The organism is Streptomyces racemochromogenes (assembly GCF_039535215.1).
GTDB lineage: Bacteria > Actinomycetota > Actinomycetes > Streptomycetales > Streptomycetaceae > Streptomyces > Streptomyces racemochromogenes.
Map to the genome: position 1 here is coordinate 5799707 of NZ_BAAAWT010000001.1, position 24930 is coordinate 5824636.

The following is a 24930-nucleotide window of genomic DNA, read 5'->3' on the forward strand; positions in this document are numbered from 1 at the left end:
GATGACCCTGCGCCGAGGCCGCCGACTGGCCATCGACGTCGGAGACGCCCGGATCGGGGTCGCGTCCTGCGACCCCGACGGGGTGCTCGCCACGCCGGTGGAGACCGTCCCGGGCCGGGACATCCCCTTCGCCCACCGGCGGCTGCGGCAGCTCGTCGAGGAGTACGAGCCCCTCGAAGTGGTGGTCGGCCTCCCCCGCTCGCTCAGCGGGCGGGAGGGGCCGGCCGCGGCCAAGGTGCGCGCATTCGCGAACGAACTGGCCAAGGGCATCAAGCCGGTGACGGTCAGGCTGGTGGACGAGCGGATGACCACGGTCACCGCCGCCCAGGGCCTGCGGGCCTCCGGCCGGAACGCCAAGAAGGGCAGGTCGGTCATCGACCAGGCGGCCGCTGTGGTTATCCTCCAGAACGCTCTTGAGACCGAACGGGTATCAGGTAATCCGCCCGGTGAGTGCGTCGAAGTGGTTGTCTGATCGCGATACGGTAACGTTTCGCGCGATGAGACGGCATTCGAACAGCCGTCGCTCACCACCAAAGAGGCGGAACCGGGTGCCGCGGCCGACAGAAGCCGCGGCCTTCGTCTCGCGGCTCTAGGGGACCCATGACTGACTATGGCCGGGGCCACGGCTCCGAACCGTGGAACCCCCAGGACCCCCTCTACGGGGACCAGGGGTGGACCGCGCACCAGACGCAGCAGGCGCAGGTGCCCTACGGCGGGGACGTTCAGCAGCAGTACCCGCAGGAGCCGCAGTATCCGCAGCAGTTCACGGGCCAGTATCCGCAGCAGTACGACGAGCAGGCCGCCTACGCGCAGCAGCTCCAGTACCAGCAGATGGCCGAGCAGCAGATGGCCCAGCAGATGGCCGCCCAGCAGATGGCCCCGCAGCCCGTGTACGACGGCGGGAGCAACGGCCAGGGCTGGGACACCGGCCAGGGCCAGTACGCGGCCGCGGCCGTACAGGTCGACCCGTACGCCGGCGCCGACCCGTACGCGCAGCAGACCGCCGGGGCCTACCCCGGCGAGGCCCCCGACCTGTACACCACGGCCGAGGCCTACCCGCCGCCGCAGCCGCCCGGCCTGCGCCACCTGGAACCGGAACCGGTCGAGGAGCCGCTCGACGAGCAGGAGCCCGAGGAGGCGCTCCTGCCCGCCGGCGGCGGCTCCGACGACGGCGACGAGCCGCGCGGGCGCCGGGCCGGCGGCCGCGCCAAGGGCGGCAAGGGCGGCAAACAGAAGAAACGCGGCGGCACCGCGTGCCTGGTCGCCGCCGTCGTGATCATCGGTGTGGTCGGCGGTGGCGGCTACTACGGCTACAACTACCTCCACGACCGCTTCGCCCCGGCCGAGGACTTCGCCGGCGAGGGCACCGAGGAGATCGTCGAGGTCGAGATCCCCAAGGACGCCGGCCTCGGCGCCATGGGCCGCATCCTCAAGCAGGCCGGCGTCGTCGCCAGTGCGCAGGCGTTCGTCGACGCGGCCAAGGCCAAGCCCGGGGGCCAGTCGATCCAGCCGGGCGTCTACCCGCTGAAGAAGAAGATGTCGGCGGCCGCCGCCGTCGCCGTGATGATCGACCCCACCAAGCTGAACGTCATCACCATCGGCGAGGGCTGGCGCAACTCCAAGATCTACGAGGCGATCGACAAGAAGCTCGGCAAGCCGGAGGGCACCACCAAGGACATCGCCCTGCGCGAGTCCAAGAACCTCGGCCTGCCGGCCTGGGCCGGCAACAACCCCAAGATCATCGACCCGCTGGAAGGCTTCCTGCTCCCCGCGCGCTACGACCTGAAGAAGGAGAGCACGCCCGAGTCGCTGCTCCGTCAGATGGTCAAGAACGCGGCGGACAAGTACGCGGAGATGGGCGTCGAGGCCAAGGCCAAGGAGCTGAACCTGGAGAACCCGCTCCAGGTGATCACCGTCGCCAGCCTCGTCAACGCCGAGGGCAAGAACCACGACGACTTCCGCAAGATGTCCGAGGTGGTCTACAACCGCCTCAAGAAGACCAACGACGTCACGAACCAGAAGATCGAGTTCGACTCGACGTACAACTACGTCAAGAACCAGAGCGAGATCAACTTCAACCTCAAGGAAGCCCAGAAGTTCGACAACCCCTACAACACGCACTTCGTGAAGGGGCTGCCGCCCGGCCCGATCGGGAACCCCGGCACGGACGCCGTGAACGCTACGCTCAACCCCGACCACGGCGGCTGGATGTTCTTCGTGTCGGTCGACGGCAACAAGACGACCTTCACCAAGACCTACGACGAGCACCTGAAGCTCGTCGCGGAGTTCCAGGAGCGCCAGGCGCAGAAGAAGAACGGCGGGTAGGCAGGACATGTCACGGATACGGGCCGCGGTGCTGGGTTCGCCCATCGAGCACTCCCTCTCACCGGTGCTGCACCGCGCCGCGTACCGGGAGCTCGGCCTCGACGACTGGTCCTACGACCGGTTCGAGATCGACGAGGCCGCCCTGCCCGGGTTCGTGGCGGACCTCGGCCCCGAGTGGGCCGGGCTGTCGCTGACCATGCCGCTCAAGCGGGCGGTCATCCCGCTGCTCGACGGGATCAGCGACACCGCCGCCTCGGTGGAGGCCGTCAACACGGTGGTGTTCACCGATGACGGCCGCCGCCTCGGCGACAACACCGACGTCCCGGGCCTGATCGCCGCCCTGCACGGGCGCGGCGTCGAGAAGGTGCCCGCCGCCGCCGTCCTCGGGGCGGGGGCCACCGCCTCCTCGGCGCTCGCCGCCCTCGCCCGGATCTGCACCGGCGAGGTGACCGCGTACGTCCGCTCGGCCGCCCGCGCCGACGAGATGCGCCGGTGGGGCGAGCGGCTCGGCGTCGACGTCCGTACGGCCGACTGGTCGGACGCGGCCCGCGCGCTGGAGGCGCCGCTGGTCATCGCCACCACCCCGGCCGGAGCCACCGACGAGCTCGCCGCCGCCGTCCCCGACGCGCCCGGCACCCTCTTCGACGTCCTCTACGACCCCTGGCCCACCGCCCTGGCCGCCGCCTGGTCCGGGCGCGGCGGCACCCTCCTCGGCGGCCTGGACCTGCTCGTCCACCAGGCCGTGCTCCAGGTCGAGCAGATGACCGGCCGCACCCCCGGCCCCCTGGCCGCCATGCGCGCCGCCGGCGAGGCGGCCCTGCGCGCCCGCCACTGAGGCCCCGTACGTAGGGAGTCGATAGCCGCACCGGGCACCATGGCACACGTCCGGCCTTCCGGGCCGTCCGTCAGCTGGACCGAGATCCGCGGGACGGTCCGGACGTGGGAGGATTCGGGTACGGCCGTCCGGTCCGCGCATCCGGACGGGTCGTCGCAGTGCCAGGCGCGAGCATGAGGAGCATCGTTGAGCAGGTTGCGTTGGCTGACCGCAGGAGAGTCGCACGGACCGGCACTGGTCGCGACGCTGGAGGGCCTTCCCGCCGGCGTCCCGGTCACCACCGAGCTGGTGGCCGACCACCTGGCGAGGCGCCGGCTCGGCTATGGCCGCGGTGCCCGCATGAAGTTCGAGCAGGACGAGATCACCTTCCTCGGCGGCGTCCGCCACGGTCTGTCCCAGGGCTCCCCGGTCGCGATCATGGTCGGCAACACCGAGTGGCCCAAGTGGGAGACGGTCATGTCGGCCGACCCGGTCGACCCCTCGCTGCTCAAGGAAACCGGCCGCAACGCGCCGCTGACCCGCCCCCGCCCCGGCCACGCCGACCTCGCGGGCATGCAGAAGTACGGCTTCGACGAGGCCCGGCCGATCCTGGAGCGCGCCAGCGCCCGTGAGACCGCCGCCCGCGTCGCCCTCGGCGCCGTCGCCCGCTCCTTCATCAAGGAGGTCGCGGGCATCGAGATCGTCTCGCACGTGGTGGAGCTGGCCTCGGCCCGGGCCCCCTACGGCGTCTACCCGACCCCCGCCGACGTCGAGAAGCTCGACGCCGACCCGGTCCGCTGCCTCGACGCCGACGCGTCGAAGGCGATGGTCGCGGAGATCGACCAGGCCCACAAGGACGGCGACACCCTCGGCGGCGTCGTCGAGGTCCTCGCGTACGGCGTGCCCGTCGGTCTCGGCTCCCACGTCCACTGGGACCGCCGCCTCGACGCCCGCCTCGCCGCGGCGCTCATGGGCATCCAGGCCATCAAGGGCGTCGAGGTCGGCGACGGCTTCGAGCTGGCCCGCGTGCCCGGCTCCCAGGCCCACGACGAGATCGTCTCCACCCCCGAGGGCATCAGGCGCACCTCCGGCCGCTCCGGCGGTACCGAGGGCGGCCTGACCACCGGCGAGCTGCTGCGCGTCCGCGCCGCGATGAAGCCCATCGCGACCGTGCCGCGCGCCCTGGCCACCGTCGACGTGGCCACCGGTGAGGCCGCCGTGGCCCACCACCAGCGCTCCGACGTCTGCGCCGTGCCCGCCGCGGGCATCGTCGCCGAGGCCATGGTCGCGCTGGTCCTCGCCGACGCCGTGGTCGAGAAGTTCGGCGGCGACTCGGTCGCCGAGACCCGCCGCAACGTGCGGTCCTACCTCGACAACCTGCAGATCCGGTGACGGGCGGCCCCCTGGTCGTACTCGTCGGACCCATGGGTTCCGGCAAGTCCACGGTGGGCGGCGTGCTCGCCCGCCGGCTCGGGGTCCCCTACCGGGACACCGACGCGGACATCGTCGCGGCCCAGGGCCGCGAGATCTCCGACATCTTCGTCGACGAGGGCGAGCCGTACTTCCGTGAGCTGGAGCGGGCGGCCGTCGCGGCCGCCGTCGCCGAGCACACCGGAGTCCTCGCCCTCGGCGGCGGCGCCGTCCTCGACGAGGGCACCCGCGCCCTGCTGACCGGGCTTCCCGTCGCCTACCTGTCGATGGACGTCGAGGAGGCCGTGCGCCGCGTCGGGCTCGGCGCCGCCCGGCCGCTGCTCGCCGTCAACCCGCGCCGCCAGTGGCGCGAGCTGATGGACGCCCGGCGCCACCTGTACACCGAAGTCGCGCGCGTCGTCGTGGCCACCGACGACCGCACCCCCGAAGAGGTCGCCCAGGCGGTCCTCGACGCTCTGGAGTTGAAGGACGTATGACAGACCAGGTGACGCGGATCAACGTCGGCGCCAGCGCCGGACACGACGCGTACGACGTGCTGGTCGGCCGGCAGCTGCTCGGCGAGCTGGGCGGCCTGATCGGCCCCAAGGCCCAGCGGGTCGCCGTGATCCACCCCGAGGCGCTGGCCGAGACCGGCGAGGCGCTGCGCGCGGACCTGGCGGAGCAGGGCTACGAGGCGGTCGCCATCCAGGTGCCGAACGCCGAGGAGGCCAAGACCGTCGAGGTGGCCGCGTACTGCTGGAAGGCGCTCGGCCAGTCCAACTTCACCCGCACCGACGTCATCGTCGGCGTGGGCGGCGGCGCCACCACCGACCTGGCCGGCTTCGTCGCGGCCAGCTGGCTGCGCGGGGTGCGCTGGATCGCCGTCCCGACCACCGTGCTGGCCATGGTGGACGCGGCCGTCGGCGGCAAGACCGGCATCAACACCGCCGAGGGCAAGAACCTCGTCGGCGCCTTCCACCCGCCGGCCGGGGTGCTCTGCGACCTGGCCGCGCTGGAGTCGCTGCCGGTCAACGACTACGTCAGCGGCCTCGCCGAGATCATCAAGGCCGGCTTCATCGCCGACCCGGTGATCCTCGACCTGATCGAGGAGGACCCGGCGGCGGCCCGCACGCCCGCCGGCCCGCACACCGCCGAGCTGATCGTCCGCTCCATCCAGGTCAAGGCCGACGTGGTCTCCAGCGACCTCAAGGAGTCGGGCCTGCGGGAGATCCTCAACTACGGCCACACCCTCGCGCACGCCATCGAGAAGAACGAGCGCTACAAGTGGCGGCACGGCGCGGCGGTCTCCGTCGGCATGGTCTTCGCGGCCGAGCTCGGCCGGCTGGCCGGGCGGCTCGACGACGCCACCGCCGACCGGCACAAGGCGGTGCTGGCCTCGGTGGGCCTCCCGCTGACCTACCGCGGCGACCAGTGGACCAAGCTGCTCCAGACCATGCAGGTCGACAAGAAGTCCCGCGGCAACCTGCTGCGCTTCATCGTCCTGGACGGCCTGGCCAAGCCCACCGTGCTGGAGGGCCCGGACCCGGCGCACCTGGTCGCCGCCTACGGCGAGGTCTCCGCGTGAGCCGCCGGGTGCTGGTCCTGAACGGCCCGAACCTGGGCCGGCTCGGGTCCCGCGAGCCCGACGTGTACGGGGCCACCTCGTACGCGGGCCTCGTGGAGAGCTGCCGCACCCTGGGCGCCGAGCTCGGCTTCGACGTGGAGGTCCGCGAGACCAACGACGAGGGCGAGCTCGTGCGCTGGCTGCACGAGGCGGCCGACGGCAGGATCCCGGTCGTCATCAACCCGGGCGCCTTCACGCACTACTCGTACGCGATGCGGGACGCGGCCGCGCAGCGCACCGCGCCGCTGATCGAGGTGCACATCTCCAACCCGTACGCCCGGGAGGAGTTCCGGCACACCTCGGTCATCGCGGCCGTGGCGACCGGCACCGTCGCGGGCTTCGGGCTGGGCTCCTACCGCCTGGCGCTGCGTGCGCTGGCGGAAGAGGTCACGGCCTGAGATAACGTTCTCGCATCAGTCGCCTGAACGAGACGGAGTGGCGCGGATGCAGCACGGAGTGGGGGGCTGGGGGCCGCCGGGACAGCACCCGGCGGTTCCCCCGCAGCCGCCGATACCCCCTGCGCAGGGCTGGCCGGTGACACCGGTCCCCGACGCGACGGGGCACATCCCGCTGCCTCCCGCCGCGGCCCCCGCGTCCGGCCCTGCCGCGCCCGGCACCGGCGCGACGGTGCTCGCCGTCCTGCTGATCGGCCCAGCGGGAGCGGGCAAGACGACCGTGGCCCGGCACTGGGCGCGCACCCGCCCGGTGCCGACGGCGCACATCAGCCTGGACGACGTCCGCGAATGGGTCTGTTCGGGCTTCGCGGACCCGCAGGCCGGCTGGAACGAGCACTCCGAGGCCCAGTACCGCCTGGCCCGCCGCACCTGCGGCTTCGCCGCCCGCAACTTCCTGGCGAACGGGATCTCCTGCATCCTCGACGACGCCGTCTTCCCGGACCGGCCCGTGGTGGGCCTCGGCGGCTGGAAGCGGCACGTGGGGCCGGCCCTGCTGCCGGTGGTGCTGCTGCCCGGCCTGGACGTGGTCCTCGACCGCAACGCGGCCCGCTCCGGCAACCGCCGGCTCTCCGACGAGGAGGTCGCCCGCATCCACGGCAGGATGGCGGGCTGGTACGGATCCGGGCTGCCGATCATCGACAACACCCACCTCGACGTCGAGGGCACCGCGCGGGCCCTGGACGAGGCCCTCGCCCGGGCGCTGGCGAGCCCGCCCCGCTGGTAGGGCTCGCGCGGCGGTGGACGGGCGTGGTCCCGGCCCCGTCCGGACGCGCTCGCCGGGCCGGATGCGCGGGGCGCTCGTAGGCTCGAATACATGTCAGACGTGTACGAGGCCCGCAGGGGCCTGCTCCGCGAGCGCTGCGCCGCCGCGGGCAACTCGGCAGCCCTGGTCACGCGTCCGGCGAACGTCCGCTACCTCGCCGGGGCGTCCCCGCTGGGCGCCGTCCTGCTGGTCGGACCCGCCGACGACGTGCTGTTCTGCCCCGGGGCGCCCACCGGCGAGGCGGAGGAGGGGCGGCTCGACGAGGGGCTGCGGGTCTCCGTGCTGCCCGCACCTGGCGCCGACCCGGCCGTGGCCGCAGCCGACCTGGCCGCGGCGAACCGGGCCGACTCCCTCGCCGTCGAGGAGCACCACCTCACCGTCGGCCGGCACCGGGCCGTGCACTCGGTCGCGCCCCGGCTGCGGCTGGCCGACCTCGGCACGGCGGTGGAACAGCAACGGGTGGTCAAGGACGAGGAGGAGATCGCCTGTCTGCGGATCGCCGCCGAGATCGCCGACCAGGCCCTCGGCGAGCTGCTGGAGTCGATCCTCGTCGGCCGTACCGAACGCCACCTGGCCCTGGAGCTGGAGCGCCGGCTCGTGGACCACGGCGCGGACGGTCCGGCGTTCCCGACCTCCGTGGGCACCGGCCCGCACTCGGGCCGCTCCCGCCACCGGCCCTCCGACCGGCGGGTGGAGGAGGGGGACTTCCTCTCCGTCTGCCTCGGCGCCAACTACCGGGGCTACCGCTGCGAGATCGGCCGCACCTTCGTGATCGGGACCACGCCGGCCGACTGGCAGATCGAGCTGTACGACCTGGTCTTCGCCGCCCAGCGGGCCGGCCGGCAGGCCCTGGTGCCCGGTGCCGCGTACCGGGAAGTGGACCACGCGGCACGTTCCGTACTGGACTCCGCAGGGCACGGTGAAGCCCTCGCGGGGTGGATGGGACACGGGGTGGGCCTCGAAATCGACGAGGACCCGCAGCTTGCACCCACGGCAATGGGTAAACTGGACGCTTGCGTGCCGGTCACCGTCGAGCCGGGGGTTCACCTCCCGGGCCGGGGAGGTGTCCGGATCGATGACACGCTCGTCGTGCGCCCCGAGGCGGACGGCGGTCCCGAGCTACTCACCATTACGACCAAGGAACTGCTCGCGCTCTAGTCCGCACCGCCGGACCGTGCGCGCACCCCTGGTCTTCCAGTGCAGGAGATTCCGCAACCGTGGCTTCCACGAACGACCTCAAGAACGGCATGGTGCTCAAGCTCGACGGTGACCAGCTCTGGTCCGTCGTCGAGTTCCAGCACGTCAAGCCCGGCAAGGGCCCGGCCTTCGTGCGCACCAAGCTCAAGCACGTGCTCTCCGGCAAGGTCGTCGACAAGACCTTCAACGCCGGCACGAAGGTCGACACCGCCACGATCGACCGCCGTGACATGCAGTTCTCGTACATGGACGGCGACTACTTCGTCTTCATGGACATGAGCACCTACGACCAGCTGATGGTCGACCGCAAGGCCGTCGGCGACGCCGCCAACTTCCTCATCGAGGGCTTCACCGCCTCCGTGGCCCAGCACGAGGGCGAGGTGCTCTACGTCGAGCTCCCGGCCGCCGTCGAGCTGACCATCGAGCACACCGACCCGGGCGTCCAGGGCGACCGCTCCACCGGCGGCACCAAGCCCGCCAAGCTGGAGACCGGCCACGAGATCCAGGTCCCGCTCTTCGTCACCACCGGCGAGAAGATCAAGGTCGACACCCGCACCAGCGCCTACCTCGGCCGGGTGAACAGCTAACCGTGGCTGCCCGGAGCAACGCGCGCAAGCGCGCCTTCCAGATCCTCTTCGAGGCCGACCAGCGCGGCGTGCCCGTGCGCGAGGTCCTCGCGGACTGGATCCGCCACTCGCGGTCGGACGACCGGCAGCCGCCGGTCAGCGCCTTCACGATGGACCTCGTCGAGGGCTACGCCGACAAGGTGAAGCGCATCGACGACCTGATCGTCACCTACGCCGTGGACTGGGAGCTCGACCGCATGCCGGTCGCCGACCGGAACATCCTGCGGCTTGGTGCCTATGAGCTGATCTGGGTCGACGAGACCCCGGACGTCGTGGCGATCGACGAGGCCGTGCAGCTGGCCAAGGAGTTCTCCACGGACGACTCGCCGGCGTTCGTGAACGGCCTGCTGGCCCGCTTCAAGGACCTGAAGCCGAGCCTGCGCCGGGGCGAATAGCCCGGAGCCGGACGGCTGAGCGGAGGGCCCGCGGCGCATGCGCGCCACGGGCCCTCCGCCGTTGTGCCGGTCGACCGACGAAAAAACCGGCGGGTGCCGGCGCCCTGGGGCGCCGGCACCCGCCGGTAACGTTTCTGCTGAGCCGGGACGGCTCTGCGGGGCCTAGATGTCCTCGTGGGCCACCGCGCGACGCGCGTCGGCGTCCAGGACGCCCCAGCTGATGAGCTGCTCGGTCAGGACCGAGGGGGACTGGTCGTAGATGACGGCCAGGGTGCGCAGGTCGTCCTGGCGGATCGACAGCACCTTGCCGTTGTAGTCGCCGCGCTGGCTCTGGATCGTCGCCGCGTAGCGCTGGAGGGGGCCGGCCTTCTCGGCGGGGACGCCCGCCAGGCGCTCCAGGTCGAGGCGCAGCTTCGGCGGCGGCTCGGCCGCACCGCCGGGGGTCGTGCCCGGCAGCAGTTCCTGGACCGGAACCCCGTAGAAGTCCGCCAGCTCGGCGAGGCGCTGGACGGTCACGGCGCGGTCTCCGCGCTCGTAGGAACCGACCACCACGGCCTTCCAACGGCCCTGGGACTTCTCCTCGACACCGTGGAGGGAGAGGCCCTGCTGGGTGCGGATGGCGCGGAGCTTGGCCCCGAGCTGTTTGGCGTATTCGCTGGACATAACGCTCCCGGACGCTGTGACGCTGTGACTACATGGAGACCATGCGGCTCCGCCGCGCGGCTGGTAACTCACTGTGAGGTTACGCAGCGTTACTTGGATGCGTCAAGCCGAATGCTCTTCCACGCCCTCTTACGAGGGCTGCCGCCGGCCCCCGGTGCGAGGACTCCCGCCCGTCCCTGGTACCGTGGACGGCGTACATCAGACGTCCTTTAAGGTCCGTCCCGTGAGGCGGAGAAGGAGGTCCTTTTCATGGACAGCACGACTTCCCAGGTCTCGGCCGACGAGGAAATGCGCCCCGTTCTGGAGGCGCAGGACATCGCCCGGGTCCTGACCCGCATCGCCCACGAGATCGTCGAGCGCGCCAAGGGCGCCGACGACGTGGTGCTCCTCGGCATTCCCACCCGCGGTGTGTACCTGGCCCGCCGGCTGGCCGCCAAGCTGGAGGAGATCACCGGGACGAAGATCCCGGTCGGCTCCCTCGACATCACCATGTACCGCGACGACCTGCGCCTGAAGCCCGCCCGGGCGATCGGCCGCACCGAGATCCCCGGCGACGGCATCGACGGCCGCCTGGTGGTCCTCCTCGACGACGTCCTCTTCTCCGGCCGCACCATCCGTGCCGCCCTCGACGCGCTCGGCGACATCGGCCGCCCCCGCGCCGTCCAGCTCGCGGTCCTCGTCGACCGCGGCCACCGCGAACTCCCGATCCGTGCCGACTACGTGGGCAAGAACCTGCCCACCTCGCTGCGCGAGACCGTCAAGGTCCAGCTCCAGGAGGAGGACGGCCGCGACGCCGTGCTGCTCGGCCAGCGGACCGCCCAGGCAGCAGGGCAGTAACCGCCGCGCGTACGGGACCCCTCGCGGGAGCCCGTGCCGAGGCCTGCCCTGCCCGCACACCCGTCAGCCCCGCCTGCCTGCCCTCCAGACTTACGGAGCACCCAGATGAAGCGCCACCTCATCTCGGCCGCCGACCTCACGCGCGACGACGCCGTCCTGATCCTCGACACCGCCGAGGAGATGGCCCGGGTCGCCGACCGGCCGATAAAGAAGCTGCCCACCCTGCGCGGCCTCACCATCTGCAACCTGTTCTTCGAGGACTCGACCCGTACCCGGATCTCCTTCGAAGCCGCCGAGAAGCGCCTCTCCGCCGACGTCATCAACTTCGCCGCCAAGGGCTCCAGCGTCTCCAAGGGCGAGTCCCTCAAGGACACCGCCCAGACCCTGGAGGCCATGGGCGTGGACGCCGTGGTCATCCGCCACCACGCCTCCGGCGCCCCCTACCGGCTCGCCACCTCCGGCTGGATCGACGCCCCGGTGATCAACGCCGGCGACGGCACCCACGAGCACCCCACGCAGGCGCTGCTCGACGCCTTCACCATGCGCCGCCGGCTGGTCGGCCGGGACGCCGGGCTGGGCAAGGACCTGAACGGCCGCCGCATCACCCTCGTCGGCGACGTCCTGCACAGCCGGGTCGCCCGCTCCAACGTCCAGCTGCTGCACACCCTCGGCGCCGAGGTCACCCTGGTGGCCCCGCCCACACTGGTGCCGGTCGGCGTCGAGAACTGGCCCTGCGAGATCTCGTACGGCCTCGACGAGGTGCTGCCGAAGTCCGACGCGGTGATGATGCTGCGTGTGCAGCGCGAGCGGATGAACGCCGCCTTCTTCCCGACCGAGCGCGAGTACTCCCGCCGCTACGGCCTGGACGCCGCCCGCATGGCCAAGATGCCCGAGCACGCCATCGTGATGCACCCCGGCCCCATGGTCCGCGGCATGGAGATCACCGCCGAGGTCGCCGACTCCGACCGCTGCACGGTCGTCGAGCAGGTCGCCAACGGCGTCTCGATCCGCATGGCCGTCCTCTACCTGCTGCTCGGAGGCTCCGAGCCCGCCGTCACCACCCCCGCCGCCGCCCGTACCGAGGAGAACAAGTAACCATGAGCAAGATCCTTATCCGCGGTGCGAAGGTCCTCGGCGGCGAGGCGCAGGACGTCCTGATCGACGGCGAGACCATCGCCGCCACCGCCCGGCAGGGCGAAATCGATCTCAGTGGCCTGAACCTGTCCGCCGAGGACGTCACGGTCATCGAGGCCGAGGGCCAGGTCCTCCTCCCCGGCCTCGTCGACCTCCACACCCACCTGCGCGAGCCCGGCCGCGAGGACTCCGAGACGGTCCTCACCGGCACCCGCGCCGCGGCCTCCGGCGGCTACACGGCCGTCTTCGCCATGGCCAACACCTTCCCGGTCGCCGACACCGCCGGCGTCGTCGAGCAGGTCTGGCGCCTGGGCAAGGAGTCCGGCTACTGCGACGTCCAGCCCATCGGCGCCGTCACCGTCGGCCTGGAGGGCAAGAAGCTCTCCGAGCTGGGCGCCATGCACGAGTCCGCCGCCCGCGTCACCGTCTTCTCCGACGACGGCAAGTGCGTGGACGACGCCGTGATCATGCGCCGCGCCCTGGAGTACGTGAAGGCCTTCGGCGGCGTCGTCGCCCAGCACGCCCAGGAGCCCCGCCTCACCGAGGGCGCCCAGATGAACGAGGGCGTCGTCTCGGCCGAGCTCGGCCTGGGCGGCTGGCCGGCCGTCGCCGAGGAGTCGATCATCGCCCGCGACGTCCTCCTCGCCGAGCACGTCGGCTCCCGCGTGCACATCTGCCACCTCTCCACCGCCGGCTCCGTCGAGATCGTCCGCTGGGCCAAGTCCCGCGGCATCGACGTCACCGCCGAGGTCACCCCGCACCACCTGCTCCTCACCGACGAGCTCGTGCGCTCGTACGACCCGGTCTACAAGGTCAACCCGCCGCTGCGCACCGAGCGCGACGTGATGGCCCTGCGCGAGGCGCTCGCCGACGGCACGATCGACATCGTCGCCACCGACCACGCCCCGCACCCGCACGAGGACAAGGACTGCGAGTGGGCCGCCGCCGCCATGGGCATGGTGGGCCTGGAGACCGCGCTCTCCGTCGTCCAGCAGACGATGGTGGAGACCGGACTGCTCGACTGGGCGGGCGTCGCGGAGCGCATGTCGCACGCCCCGGCGCGCATCGGAAGCCTCGCGGGGCACGGCCGGCCCGTCTCGGCAGGTGAACCCGCGAACCTGACCTTGGTCGAGACCTCGTACCGTGGTGTCGTGGACCCCGCACACTTCGCCTCCCGCAGCCGCAACACGCCCTACGAGGGCCGCGAGCTGCCGGGTCGCGTCACTCACACCTTCCTGCGGGGCCGGGCAACGGTCGTGGACGGGAAACTGGCGTGACACCTGCAGTGATCCAACTGGCCGCCGAGGCCGCCGAACGACAGTCGGCGGAGGTGACGGACTGGGGCGCCCGCATCGCGTGGGTGATCGGTCTGCTCGTCTTCATCGCGTTCGTGTACTGGCTGATGCGGCAGGGCTGGAAATGGCGCGGCGCTCTGCAGAGTGATCTGCCCGAGCTGCCCGCCGCCCCCGACGGTCTCCCCGAGCACCGGCTGGCCCTGACCGGCCGGTACCACGGGTCCACCACCGCCGGGCAGTGGCTCGACCGGATCGTCGCCCACGGGCTCGGAGTCCGCAGCCGGGTCGAGCTCACCCTCACCGACGCGGGCCTCGACGTGGTCCGTCCGGGGGCAACCGACTTCTTCGTACCGGCCGCGCAGCTGCGCGGCGCCCGCCTCGACAAGGGAATCGCGGGCAAGGTACTCACCGAGGGCGGTCTGCTCGTCGTCACATGGGCGCACGGCGACAAGCTGATCGACTCCGGATTCCGCTCCGACCGGGCCGCCGAACACGCGGCCTGGGTCGAGGCCATCAACTCCATGAACCAATCCATCACGACGGAAGGCGCCGAACGATGACGACCTCCACCAGGGGAGCAGCCAAAGCTCCCGCCGTACTCGTCCTGGAGGACGGCCGCATCTTCCGCGGCCGCGCCTACGGCGCAGTGGGGGAGACCTTCGGCGAAGCCGTGTTCTCCACCGGCATGACCGGCTACCAGGAGACCCTCACCGACCCGTCGTACCACCGCCAGGTCGTCGTGATGACCGCCCCGCACGTGGGCAACACCGGCGTCAACGACGAGGACCCCGAGTCCTCCCGCATCTGGGTCTCCGGCTACGTCGTCCGCGACCCCGCCCGCATCCCCTCCAACTGGCGCTCGCAGCGCTCGCTGGACGAGGAGCTCGTCAAGCAGGGCGTCGTCGGCATCAGCGGCGTCGACACCCGCGCCCTGACCCGCCACCTGCGCGAGCGCGGCGCCATGCGCGTCGGCATCTTCTCGGGCGAGGCCATCGCCGACGACGCGGCCCTGCTGGCCCGCGTCCAGGAGGCCCCCCCAGATGAAGGGCGCCAACCTCTCCGCCGAGGTCGCCACCAAGGAGGCGTACGTCGTCCCCGCGATCGGCGAGAAGCGCTTCACCGTCGCCGCCGTGGACCTCGGCATCAAGGGCATGACCCCGCACCGGATGGCCGAGCGCGGCATCGAGGTGCACGTGCTGCCCGCCACCGCCACCGTCGAGGACGTGTACGCGGTCAACCCCGACGGCGTGTTCTTCTCCAACGGCCCGGGCGACCCGGCCACCGCCGACGGCCCCGTCTCCGTCATGCAGGGCGTCCTGGAGCGCAAGACCCCGCTCTTCGGCATCTGCTTCGGCAACCAGATCCTGGGCCGCGCGCTCGGCTTCGGCACCTACAAGCTGAAGTACGGCCACCGCGGCATCAACCAGCCGGTCCAGGACCGCACCACCGGCAAGGTCGAGGTCACCGCGCACAACCACGGCTTCGCCGTCGACGCGCCGCTCGACAAGGTGTCCGAGACCCCCTACGGCCGCGCCGAGGTCTCGCACGTCTGCCTGAACGACAACGTCGTGGAGGGCCTCCAGCTGCTCGACCAGCCGGCCTTCTCCGTCCAGTACCACCCCGAGGCCGCCGCGGGCCCGCACGACGCCGCGTACCTCTTCGACCGCTTCACCGCCCTGATGGAGGCCGAGCGTGCCTAAGCGCACCGATATCCAGTCCGTCCTGGTCATCGGCTCCGGCCCGATCGTCATCGGCCAGGCCGCGGAGTTCGACTACTCCGGCACCCAGGCCTGCCGCATCCTCAAGGCCGAGGGCCTGCGGGTCATCCTGGTGAACTCCAACCCGGCGACGATCATGACCGACCCGGAGATCGCCGACGCCACGTACGTTGAGCCGATCACCCCCGAGTTCGTCGAGAAGATCATCGCCAAGGAGCGCCCCGACGCGCTCCTGCCGACCCTCGGCGGCCAGACCGCGCTGAACACCGCCATCTCCATGCACGAGCAGGGCGTGCTGGAGAAGTACGGCGTCGAGCTCATCGGCGCCAACGTCGAGGCCATCAACAAGGGCGAGGACCGCGACCTCTTCAAGGGCGTCGTCGAGGCCGTCAAGGCCAAGATCGGCTACGGCGAGTCCGCCCGCTCGGTCATCTGCCACTCGATGGACGACGTCATCCAGGGCGTCGACACCCTCGGCGGCTACCCCGTCGTCGTGCGCCCCTCCTTCACCATGGGCGGCGCCGGCTCCGGCTTCGCCCACGACGAGGAGGAGCTGCGCCGCATCGCCGGCCAGGGCCTCACGCTCTCCCCGACCACCGAGGTGCTCCTGGAGGAGTCCATCCTCGGCTGGAAGGAGTACGAGCTGGAGCTGATGCGCGACACCAAGGACAATGTGGTCGTCGTCTGCTCCATCGAGAACTTCGACCCGATGGGCGTGCACACCGGTGACTCGATCACCGTCGCCCCGTCGATGACCCTCACCGACCGCGAGTACCAGCGGCTGCGCGACATCGGCATCGCGATCATCCGCGAGGTCGGCGTCGACACCGGCGGCTGCAACATCCAGTTCGCGATCAACCCGGACGACGGCCGCGTCATCGTCATCGAGATGAACCCGCGCGTCTCCCGCTCCTCCGCGCTCGCCTCGAAGGCCACCGGCTTCCCGATCGCCAAGATCGCCGCCAAGCTGGCCATCGGCTACACGCTGGACGAGGTCCCGAACGACATCACCGAGAAGACGCCGGCCTCCTTCGAGCCGTCCCTCGACTACGTCGTCGTCAAGGCCCCGCGCTTCGCCTTCGAGAAGTTCCCGGCCGCCGACGCCACCCTCACCACCACCATGAAGTCGGTGGGCGAGGCCATGGCCATCGGCCGCAACTTCACCGAGGCCCTCCAGAAGGCCCTGCGCTCCCTGGAGAAGAAGGGCTCCCAGTTCACCTTCGTCGGCGAGCCCGGCGACAAGGAAGAGCTGCTGGCCACCGCGGTCCGCCCGACCGACGGCCGCATCAACACCGTCATGCAGGCCATCCGCGCCGGCGCCACCCAGGAGGAGGTCTTCGAGTCCACGAAGATCGACCCCTGGTTCGTCGACCAGCTCTTCCTGATCAAGGAGATCGCGGACGAGCTCGCCGCCGCCGAGAAGCTCCACCCCGAGCTGCTCGCCGAGGCCAAGCGCCACGGCTTCTCCGACGCCCAGATCGCCGAGATCCGCGGCCTGCGCGAGGACGTCGTCCGCGAGGTCCGCCACGCCCTCGGCGTCCGCCCGGTCTACAAGACGGTCGACACCTGCGCCGCCGAGTTCGCCGCGAAGACCCCGTACTTCTACTCGTCCTACGACGAGGAGTCCGAGGTCGCGCCGCGCACCAAGCCGGCGGTGATCATCCTGGGCTCCGGCCCGAACCGCATCGGCCAGGGCATCGAGTTCGACTACTCCTGCGTCCACGCCTCCTTCGCCCTCAGCGACGCCGGCTACGAGACCGTGATGGTCAACTGCAACCCCGAGACCGTCTCGACGGACTACGACACCTCCGACCGCCTGTACTTCGAGCCGCTGACGCTGGAAGACGTGCTGGAGATCGTCCACGCCGAGTCGCTGGCCGGCCCCATCGCCGGTGTCGTCGTCCAGCTCGGCGGCCAGACCCCGCTGGGTCTCGCCCAGGCGCTCAAGGACAACGGCGTCCCCGTGGTCGGCACCTCCCCGGAGGCCATCCACGCCGCCGAGGACCGCGGCGCCTTCGGCCAGGTCCTCGCCGACGCCGGCCTGCCCGCGCCCAAGCACGGCACCGCCACCACCTTCGCCGGCGCGAAGGCGATCGCCGACGAGATCGGCTACCCGGTCCTCGTCCGCCCGTCCTACGTGCTCGGCGGCCGCGGTATGGAGATCGTCTACGACGAGACCCGCCTGGAGTCGTACATCGCGGAGTCCACGGAGATCTCCCCGACCCGCCCCGTGCTGGTCGACCGCTTCCTCGACGACGCGATCGAGATCGACGTCGACGCCCTCTACGACGGCGAGGAGCTCTACCTCGGCGGCGTCATGGAGCACATCGAGGAGGCCGGCATCCACTCCGGCGACTCGGCCTGCGCCCTGCCCCCGATCACCCTCGGCGGCTTCGACATCAAGCGCCTGCGCGCCTCCACCGAGGCCATCGCCAAGGGCGTCGGCGTCCGCGGCCTGATCAACATCCAGTTCGCGATGGCGGGCGACATCCTCTACGTCCTGGAGGCCAACCCGCGCGCCTCCCGGACCGTCCCCTTCACCTCGAAGGCGACCGCCGTCCCGCTCGCGAAGGCCGCCGCCCGCATCTCGCTCGGCGCCACCATCGCCGAGCTGCGCGCCGAGGGCATGCTGCCCAAGGCCGGCGACGGCGGCACCCTGCCGCTGGACGCGCCGATCTCCGTCAAGGAGGCCGTCATGCCGTGGTCGCGCTTCCGCGACATCCACGGCCGCGGCGTGGACACCGTCCTCGGCCCGGAGATGCGCTCCACCGGCGAGGTCATGGGCATCGACACGGTCTTCGGCACGGCGTACGCCAAGTCGCAGGCCGGCGCCTACGGCCCGCTGCCCACCAAGGGCCGCGCGTTCATCTCCGTCGCCAACCGCGACAAGCGCTCGATGATCTTCCCGGCCCGTGAGCTCGTCGCCCACGGCTTCGAGCTGCTCGCCACCTCCGGCACCGCCGAGGTGCTGCGCCGCAACGGCATCAACGCCACCGTCGTGCGCAAGCTCAGCGAGGGCGAGGGCCCGGACGGCGAGAAGACCATCGTCCAGCTCATCCACGACGGCCAGGTCGACCTGATCGTCAACACCCCGTACGGCACCGGCGGCCGCCTCGACGGCTACGAGATCCGTACGGCGGCCGTGGCGCGCAGCGTCCCGTGCCTGACCACGGTCCAGGCGCTCGCCGCCGCCGTCCAGGGCATCGACGCGCTCAACCGCGGGGACGTCGGCGTGCGCTCCCTCCAGGAGCACGCGGAGCACCTCAACGCCGCCCGCGACTAGCAGCCCGTGAGCGAGAGGGGGACACCGGACGCGCGATCCGCGCCGGGTGTCCCCCTCTTCGTGAGCGCAGAAGGGACTTTTCGGACGATGTACAAACTGTTCTTCAACCTGGTCTTCAAGCGGATGGACCCCGAGCGGGCCCACTACGCGGCCTTCCGGTGGATCCGCCTCGCCGCCCGCATCCCGGTGCTGCGCACCTTCGTCGCGGCCGCCCTGGCGCCCCGGTACGACTCCCTGCGCACGGAGGCCCTCGGCCTGCGGATGCACGGCCCCTTCGGGCTCGCGGCCGGCTTCGACAAGAACGCCGTTGCCATCGACGGCATGTCGATGCTCGGCTTCGACCACGTCGAGATCGGCACTGTCACCGGGCAGGCGCAGCCCGGCAACCCGAAGAAGCGGCTCTTCCGCCTGGTCGCCGACCGGGCGCTGATCAACCGCATGGGCTTCAACAACGAGGGCTCGGCCGCCGTCGCCGCCCGCCTGGCCGCCCGCAACCCCGTCTTCCGGACGGTCGTGGGTGTCAACATCGGCAAGACCAAGGTGGTCCCGGAGGCCGAGGCCGCCGCCGACTACGTGGTCTCCACCGAGCGCCTGGCCCGCCACGCCGACTACCTCGTCGTCAACGTCTCCTCGCCGAACACCCCGGGCCTGCGCAACCTCCAGGCCACGGAGTCCCTGCGGCCGCTGCTGACCGCCGTGCGCGAGGCCGCGGACCGCTCCGTCACCGGCCGCCGGGTCCCGCTGCTGGTCAAGATCGCCCCCGACCTCGCGGACGAGGACGTCGACGCGGTCGCCGACCTCGCCCTCGAACTGGGCCTGGACGGCATCATCGCCACCAACACCACCATCGCCCGCGAGGGCCTGGGCCTGAAGTCCGACCCGGCCCTGGTCAAGGAGACCGGCGGACTCTCCGGCGCCCCGGTCAAGGAGCGCTCCCTGGAGGTCCTGCGCCGCCTGTACGGGCGCGTGGGCGACCGCCTCGTCCTGGTGGGCGTCGGCGGCATCGAGAACGCCGAGGATGCCTGGCAGCGCATCCTGGCGGGTGCCACGCTGATCCAGGGCTACAGCGCCTTCATCTACGAGGGCCCGTTCTACGCCCGCGCCATCCACAAGGGCCTGGCCGCGCGCCTGGCCGCCAGCCCCTACGCGACCCTGGCCGAGGCCGTGGGCGCCGAGACCCGAAAGGCCGCGCCGTGAGCCCTGTGACCCCCTTCGGAGCCCGTCTGCGCGCCGCCATGGACGCCCGGGGCCCGCTGTGCGTGGGGATCGACCCGCACGCCGCGCTGCTGGCCTCCTGGGGCCTGGCGGACGACATCGCCGGCCTGGAGCGGTTCTCCCGCACGGTGGTCGAGGCCCTGGCCGACTCCGTCGCCGTCTTCAAGCCGCAGGCCGCCTTCTTCGAGCGGTTCGGCTCCAAGGGCGTCGCGGTCCTGGAGCGGACCGTCGCGGACGCCCGCGCCGCCGGGACCCTGGTGGTCATGGACGCCAAGCGCGGCGACATCGGCTCCACGATGGCCGCGTACGCCTCGGCCTTCCTCGACCCGTCCTCCCCGCTGTTCTCGGACGCCCTGACGGTCTCCCCGTACCTGGGCTACGGCTCCCTCGCCCCGGCCGTGGAACTGGCCAGGGAATCGGGCGCCGGCCTCTTCGTGCTGGCCCTGACCTCCAACCCTGAGGGCGCGGAGGTCCAGCGCGCGGTCCGCGAGGACGGCCGCTCGATCGGCGCGACCATGCTGGCCCACCTGGCGGCGGAGAACGCGGGCGCCGAGCCGATGGGCTCCTTCGGCGCGGTGGTCGGCGCCACGCTGGGCGACCTGTCCTCCTTCGACCTGGACATCAACGGCCCGCTGCTGGCCCCGGGCATCGGGGCCCAGGGCGCGACGGCGGCCGACCTCCCGGCGGTCTTCGGCGCGGCGGTCGCCAACGTGGTCCCGAACGTCTCCCGGGGAGTCCTCAAGCACGGTCCGGACGTCGCCGCCCTGCGGGCCTCCGCGAAGCACTTCGCGGACGAGGTGCGCGAGGCCGTCGCGGGCTGATCCGGGGAGTGCCGGAGCGGCGCGTGCACACGGGATCTCGAAAATCGAACGTCTTTCCCCGGACAAAACCGGGGTGATATGTCTGTGATGTACGGTTCAGTGGAGGCTGACCAGGACTTTTCGTCCGTTCTCGCTGACTGGAGCGGCCTTGGCCGCTAGTCTCCGACCAGAGTGAACGAGCAGCGAGCGAATTCCATCGCTGTTCGGGACCTCGCCCGGCGTGGTGCCCACGGGCTCCCCGCCGGTCCGTATCCGACAGTTCGACATCCGAGGTGACGTAGGCGTGGCTCTTCCGCCCCTTACCCCTGAACAGCGCGCAGCAGCGCTCGAAAAGGCCGCCGCGGCTCGCCGGGAGCGGGCCGAGGTGAAGAATCGACTCAAGCACTCCGGCGCCTCCCTCCACGACGTCATCAAGACGGGACAGGAGAACGACGTCATCGGCAAGATGAAGGTCTCCGCCCTTCTCGAGTCGCTGCCCGGCGTCGGCAAGGTCCGCGCCAAGCAGATCATGGAGCGCCTCGGCATCTCCGAGTCCCGGCGTGTCCGAGGTCTCGGCTCCAACCAGATCGCCTCTCTGGAGCGCGAGTTCGGCGGTAGCGGCGCCTGAGGCGTCGCCCGAAGTTCTCCCGGCGTTCTCAGGCAGTCCCGAGAACCTGGATAATCGCTCTATGGCAGCAGAGGTTCGTCCGCGGCTGACCGTGCTCTCCGGCCCCTCGGGGGTCGGCAAGAGCACGGTCGTCGCGCATATGCGCAAGGTCCACCCCGAGGTATGGCTCTCGGTGTCGGCCACCACCCGCAAGCCGCGGCCCGGTGAGCGACACGGCATCCACTACTTCTTCGTCAACGACGACGAGTTCGACAAGCTGATCGCCAACGGCGAGCTGCTGGAGTGGGCCGAGTTCGCGGGCAACCGCTACGGCACACCGCGCGGCGCGGTACTGGAACGCCTGGACAACGGCGAGCCGGTACTGCTGGAGATCGACCTCCAGGGCGCCCGGCTCGTCCGCGGGTCGATGCCCGAGGCCCGGCTGGTCTTCCTGGCTCCGCCGAGCTGGGACGAGCTGGTCCGCCGGCTCACCGGCCGGGGCACCGAGTCCGCCGAGGTCATCGAGCGCAGGCTCGACGCCGCCAAGACCGAACTCGCTGCCGAGTCGGAGTTCGACACCACCCTCGTCAACACCTCCGTCGAGGACGTAGCCCGTGAGCTGCTAGCCTTGATGGCAGTTGTCTGATCTTTTATCCATCTTCGGAAGGTAGAGCGTGTCCTCTTCCATCACCGCGCCCGAGGGCATCATCAACCCGCCGATCGACGAGCTGCTCGAGGCCACTGACTCGAAGTACAGCCTCGTGATCTACGCGGCCAAGCGTGCGCGTCAGATCAACGCGTACTACTCGCAGCTCGGTGAGGGCCTGCTGGAGTACGTCGGCCCGCTGGTGGACACCCACGTCCACGAGAAGCCGCTCTCGATCGCCCTGCGCGAGATCAACGCGGGTCTGCTGACCTCCGAGGCCATCGAGGCCCCGGCCCAGTAGGGCGCGACATCGCCACCACAGGCCCGGCAGCACCGCTGCCGGGCCTGTGGTGTGTCATAGGTACCGATGCAACCGATCACGGGAGAAGCAGTGGACAAGCCGAAGGTCGTGCTGGGGGTCAGCGGCGGGATCGCCGCGTACAAGGCGTGCGAGCTCCTGCGCCGGCTGACCGAGTCGGGGCACGACGTACGGGTGGTGCCCACGGCGGCCTCCCTGAACTTCGTCGGCGAGGCCACCTGGGCCGCGCTCTCCGGGAACCCGGCCTCCACCGAGGTCTGGGAGACCGTCCACGAGGTGCCCCACGTCCGCATCGGCCAGGCGGCCGACCTCGTCGTCGTCGCCCCGGCCACCGCCGACATGCTGGCCAAGGCCGCCCACGGGCTGGCCGACGACCTCCTCACGAACACCCTGCTCACGGCCCGCTGCCCGGTGGTCTTCGCGCCCGCGATGCACACCGAGATGTGGGAGCACCCCGCCACCCAGGAGAACGTGGCCGTGCTGCGCCGCCGCGGCGCCGTCGTCATCGAGCCCGCCGTCGGGCGGCTGACCGGCAAGGACACCGGCAAGGGCCGGCTGCCCGACCCCGAGGAGATCTTCGAGGTCTGCCGCAGGGTGCTGGCCCGGGGCGGCGCGGAGCCCGACCTCGCCGGTCGGCACGTGGTGGTCAGCGCCGGCGGCACCCGCGAGCCGCTGGACCCGGTCCGCTTCCTCGGCAACCGCTCCTCCGGCAAGCAGGGCTACGCCCTCGCCCGCACCGCCGCCGCGCGCGGGGCCCGGGTCACCCTGGTCGCCGCCAACACCGCGCTGCCCGACCCGGCCGGGGTGGACGTCGTACGGGTGGGGACGGCCCTCCAGCTGCGCGAGGCCGTGCTCAAGGCCGCCGCGGACGCCGACGCGGTGGTGATGGCCGCGGCGGTGGCCGACTTCCGCCCGGCCGTGTACGCCGACGGCAAGATCAAGAAGAAGGACGGCCGGGACCCCGAGCCGGTGGCCCTCGTGCGCAACCCCGACGTCCTCGCGGAGGTCTCCGCCGAGCGGGCCCCGGAGGGCCAGATCGTCGTCGGCTTCGCCGCCGAGACGGACGACGTGCTCGCCAACGGCCGGGCCAAGCTCCGGCGCAAGGGGTGCGACCTCCTCGTGGTCAATGAGGTCGGCGCGGATAAGACCTTCGGTTCCGAGGAGAACGAGGCCGTCATCCTCGCTTCGGACGGGTCAGAGACTCCCGTACCCTATGGTCCGAAGGAAGCTCTGGCGGATGTCATCTGGGACCAGGTCGCCCCGCGACTCGCCCCCCGACGTGATCTTCGCCGCGCCTGAGCGTTTTCCTTCTCGTGGGTACATCCGTGCGCAAGAATGGAGTGCCGCAGGTCACACGGCTCCCATTGGGCGAGACGGGTGGTCCTGCGGACGGTGGCGACCGATAAACTGCACTTGGAACGTGATCGGGCGCAGCCCCCGGTGTGGTTCCGCCAAATGATCAGCCAGCAGCCGCTGCAACCCCAGGGAGCGTTGTGTCCCGTCGCCTGTTCACCTCGGAGTCCGTGACCGAGGGTCACCCCGACAAGATCGCTGACCAGATCAGCGACACGATCCTCGACGCGCTCCTCACCGAGGACCCGACCTCGCGTGTGGCCGTGGAGACTCTCATCACGACCGGTCTCGTGCACATCGCGGGCGAGGTGACGACCAAGGCGTACGCGCCGATCGCCCAGCTCGTCCGCGAGAAGATCCTCGAGATCGGCTACGACTCGTCCAAGAAGGGCTTCGACGGCGCCTCCTGCGGCGTGTCGGTGTCCATCGGCGCCCAGTCGCCCGACATCGCCCAGGGTGTCGACACGGCCTACGAGTCCCGCGTCGAGGGTGACGAGGACGAGCTCGACAAGCAGGGTGCCGGCGACCAGGGCCTGATGTTCGGCTACGCCACGGACGAGACGCCCGAGCTGATGCCGCTGCCGATCCACATCGCGCACCGCCTCTCGCGCCGCCTGTCCGAGGTCCGCAAGAACGGCACCATCCCGTACCTGCGCCCCGACGGCAAGACCCAGGTCACCATCGAGTACGACGGCGACAAGCCGGTCCGCCTCGACACGGTCGTCGTGTCCTCGCAGCACGCCGCCGACATCGACCTCGACTCGCTGCTCGCGCCCGACATCCGCGAGTTCGTCGTCGAGCACGTGCTCGCGCAGCTCGTCGAGGACGGCATCAAGCTGGACACCGAGGGCTACCGGCTGCTGGTGAACCCGACCGGCCGCTTCGAGATCGGCGGCCCGATGGGCGACGCCGGCCTGACCGGCCGCAAGATCATCATCGACACGTACGGCGGCATGGCCCGCCACGGCGGCGGCGCCTTCTCCGGCAAGGACCCGTCGAAGGTGGACCGCTCGGCCGCCTACGCCATGCGCTGGGTCGCCAAGAACGTCGTCGCCGCCGGCCTGGCCGCGCGCTGCGAGGTCCAGGTCGCCTACGCCATCGGCAAGGCCGAGCCCGTCGGCCTCTTCGTCGAGACCTTCGGCACCGCGAAGGTCGACGTCCAGAAGATCGAGGACGCCATCGCCGAGGTCTTCGACCTCCGCCCGGCCGCGATCATCCGCGACCTCGACCTGCTGCGCCCGATCTACGCGCAGACCGCCGCCTACGGCCACTTCGGCCGCGAGCTGCCGGACTTCACCTGGGAGCGCACCGACCGCGTCGACGCGCTGCGCGCCGCCGCCGGCCTGTAGTAGCCGCGGCAGGCCTGTAGCGGCCGCCGCCGGCCTGTAGCACCGGACGAACGCGAACGGCCCCGGACCACGACGGTCCGGGGCCGTTCGCTGTCAGTGGGG

The 24930-nt window shown here is 71.3% G+C and carries 24 protein-coding genes and 1 pseudogene; 24 read left to right on the plus strand and 1 reads right to left on the minus strand.

The genetic code is table 11. The features are described from left to right. Window position 1: 1 nt before the first annotated feature. From ruvX to nusB, 11 genes are all read left to right on the plus strand, one after another. Complete coding sequence (ruvX, locus tag ABD973_RS26710; RefSeq protein ID WP_030028999.1) at window positions 2–472, plus strand: Holliday junction resolvase RuvX; 471 nt, start codon at window positions 2–4, stop codon at window positions 470–472. A 128-nt stretch (window positions 473–600) separates the two neighbouring features. Next, window positions 601–2325, plus strand: coding sequence for an endolytic transglycosylase MltG (gene mltG / locus ABD973_RS26715; protein ID WP_345502510.1), 1725 nt, complete (start codon window positions 601–603; stop codon window positions 2323–2325). Window positions 2326–2332: 7 nt separating this feature from the next. After that, window positions 2333–3160: a shikimate dehydrogenase gene (locus ABD973_RS26720; RefSeq protein WP_345502512.1), complete on the plus strand. Its 828-nt coding sequence runs from the start codon at window positions 2333–2335 to the stop codon at window positions 3158–3160. Between the two features lie 186 nt (window positions 3161–3346). Beyond that, window positions 3347–4531, plus strand: a complete 1185-nt coding sequence (gene aroC, locus ABD973_RS26725; RefSeq protein ID WP_125820521.1) for a chorismate synthase — start codon at window positions 3347–3349, stop codon at window positions 4529–4531. Next, complete coding sequence (locus tag ABD973_RS26730; protein ID WP_345502514.1) at window positions 4528–5046, plus strand: shikimate kinase; 519 nt, start codon at window positions 4528–4530, stop codon at window positions 5044–5046. The genes aroC and ABD973_RS26730 overlap by 4 nt, the downstream gene beginning before the upstream one ends. After that, window positions 5043–6134 (plus strand): 3-dehydroquinate synthase, encoded by a 1092-nt coding sequence (gene aroB, locus ABD973_RS26735; protein WP_125594201.1) that lies wholly within the window; start codon window positions 5043–5045, stop codon window positions 6132–6134. Before ABD973_RS26730 ends, aroB begins: the two co-directional genes overlap by 4 nt. Continuing rightward, window positions 6131–6571 carry a type II 3-dehydroquinate dehydratase gene (aroQ, locus tag ABD973_RS26740; protein ID WP_125594202.1) on the plus strand — a complete coding sequence of 147 codons (441 nt, stop codon included), beginning with the start codon at window positions 6131–6133 and terminating at the stop codon, window positions 6569–6571. The genes aroB and aroQ overlap by 4 nt, the downstream gene beginning before the upstream one ends. Before the next feature lie 46 nt (window positions 6572–6617). Then, window positions 6618–7352: an AAA family ATPase gene (locus ABD973_RS26745; RefSeq protein ID WP_241253171.1), complete on the plus strand. Its 735-nt coding sequence runs from the start codon at window positions 6618–6620 to the stop codon at window positions 7350–7352. Between the two features lie 90 nt (window positions 7353–7442). Beyond that, on the plus strand, window positions 7443–8549 hold the full coding sequence (locus ABD973_RS26750) for an aminopeptidase P family protein (protein ID WP_125820518.1): 1107 nt from the start codon (window positions 7443–7445) through the stop codon (window positions 8547–8549). Window positions 8550–8608: 59 nt separating this feature from the next. After that, the gene (gene efp / locus ABD973_RS26755) at window positions 8609–9175 is read left to right on the plus strand and encodes an elongation factor P (RefSeq protein WP_007263034.1); all 567 of its coding nucleotides are present in this window, start codon (window positions 8609–8611) and stop codon (window positions 9173–9175) included. A gap of 2 nt (window positions 9176–9177) precedes the next feature. Beyond that, complete coding sequence (gene nusB, locus ABD973_RS26760; RefSeq protein WP_125594206.1) at window positions 9178–9609, plus strand: transcription antitermination factor NusB; 432 nt, start codon at window positions 9178–9180, stop codon at window positions 9607–9609. 162 nt (window positions 9610–9771) lie between these two features. Here the strand turns inward: nusB and bldD are convergent, their stop codons facing one another. Beyond that, window positions 9772–10272, minus strand: a complete 501-nt coding sequence (bldD, locus tag ABD973_RS26765; protein ID WP_007263032.1) for a transcriptional regulator BldD — start codon at window positions 10270–10272, stop codon at window positions 9772–9774. 249 nt (window positions 10273–10521) lie between these two features. Here bldD and pyrR point away from each other — a divergent pair, with 249 nt between their 5' ends. From pyrR to metK, 13 genes and pseudogenes are all read left to right on the plus strand, one after another. Beyond that, a complete protein-coding gene (gene pyrR, locus ABD973_RS26770; RefSeq protein ID WP_125594207.1) occupies window positions 10522–11109 on the plus strand; it encodes a bifunctional pyr operon transcriptional regulator/uracil phosphoribosyltransferase PyrR in 588 nt (195 codons plus the stop codon). A gap of 105 nt (window positions 11110–11214) precedes the next feature. Continuing rightward, on the plus strand, window positions 11215–12204 hold the full coding sequence (locus tag ABD973_RS26775; protein WP_125594208.1) for an aspartate carbamoyltransferase catalytic subunit: 990 nt from the start codon (window positions 11215–11217) through the stop codon (window positions 12202–12204). A gap of 2 nt (window positions 12205–12206) precedes the next feature. Next, complete coding sequence (locus ABD973_RS26780) at window positions 12207–13520, plus strand: dihydroorotase (protein ID WP_345502519.1); 1314 nt, start codon at window positions 12207–12209, stop codon at window positions 13518–13520. Then, window positions 13517–14098, plus strand: a complete 582-nt coding sequence (locus ABD973_RS26785; RefSeq protein WP_125594210.1) for a PH-like domain-containing protein — start codon at window positions 13517–13519, stop codon at window positions 14096–14098. The genes ABD973_RS26780 and ABD973_RS26785 overlap by 4 nt, the downstream gene beginning before the upstream one ends. Further along, window positions 14095–15238, plus strand: a pseudogene (gene carA, locus ABD973_RS26790) (glutamine-hydrolyzing carbamoyl-phosphate synthase small subunit). The gene ABD973_RS26785 and the pseudogene carA overlap by 4 nt, the downstream one beginning before the upstream one ends. Continuing rightward, complete coding sequence (gene carB, locus ABD973_RS26795; protein ID WP_345502521.1) at window positions 15231–18539, plus strand: carbamoyl-phosphate synthase large subunit; 3309 nt, start codon at window positions 15231–15233, stop codon at window positions 18537–18539. The pseudogene carA and the gene carB overlap by 8 nt, the downstream one beginning before the upstream one ends. Before the next feature lie 87 nt (window positions 18540–18626). Further along, a complete protein-coding gene (locus tag ABD973_RS26800) occupies window positions 18627–19736 on the plus strand; it encodes a quinone-dependent dihydroorotate dehydrogenase (RefSeq protein WP_345502522.1) in 1110 nt (369 codons plus the stop codon). Further along, window positions 19733–20575, plus strand: coding sequence for an orotidine-5'-phosphate decarboxylase (gene pyrF, locus ABD973_RS26805; RefSeq protein WP_345502524.1), 843 nt, complete (start codon window positions 19733–19735; stop codon window positions 20573–20575). Before ABD973_RS26800 ends, pyrF begins: the two co-directional genes overlap by 4 nt. A gap of 283 nt (window positions 20576–20858) precedes the next feature. Continuing rightward, window positions 20859–21182: an integration host factor gene (locus ABD973_RS26810; protein ID WP_030234009.1), complete on the plus strand. Its 324-nt coding sequence runs from the start codon at window positions 20859–20861 to the stop codon at window positions 21180–21182. A gap of 61 nt (window positions 21183–21243) precedes the next feature. After that, the gene (gmk, locus tag ABD973_RS26815) at window positions 21244–21807 is read left to right on the plus strand and encodes a guanylate kinase (RefSeq protein WP_125594215.1); all 564 of its coding nucleotides are present in this window, start codon (window positions 21244–21246) and stop codon (window positions 21805–21807) included. 28 nt (window positions 21808–21835) lie between these two features. Further along, the gene (gene rpoZ / locus ABD973_RS26820; RefSeq protein ID WP_004948662.1) at window positions 21836–22108 is read left to right on the plus strand and encodes a DNA-directed RNA polymerase subunit omega; all 273 of its coding nucleotides are present in this window, start codon (window positions 21836–21838) and stop codon (window positions 22106–22108) included. Between the two features lie 90 nt (window positions 22109–22198). Then, complete coding sequence (gene coaBC, locus ABD973_RS26825) at window positions 22199–23425, plus strand: bifunctional phosphopantothenoylcysteine decarboxylase/phosphopantothenate--cysteine ligase CoaBC (RefSeq protein ID WP_125820513.1); 1227 nt, start codon at window positions 22199–22201, stop codon at window positions 23423–23425. A gap of 194 nt (window positions 23426–23619) precedes the next feature. Beyond that, complete coding sequence (gene metK, locus ABD973_RS26830) at window positions 23620–24828, plus strand: methionine adenosyltransferase (protein ID WP_007263020.1); 1209 nt, start codon at window positions 23620–23622, stop codon at window positions 24826–24828. Window positions 24829–24930 lie beyond the last annotated feature (102 nt).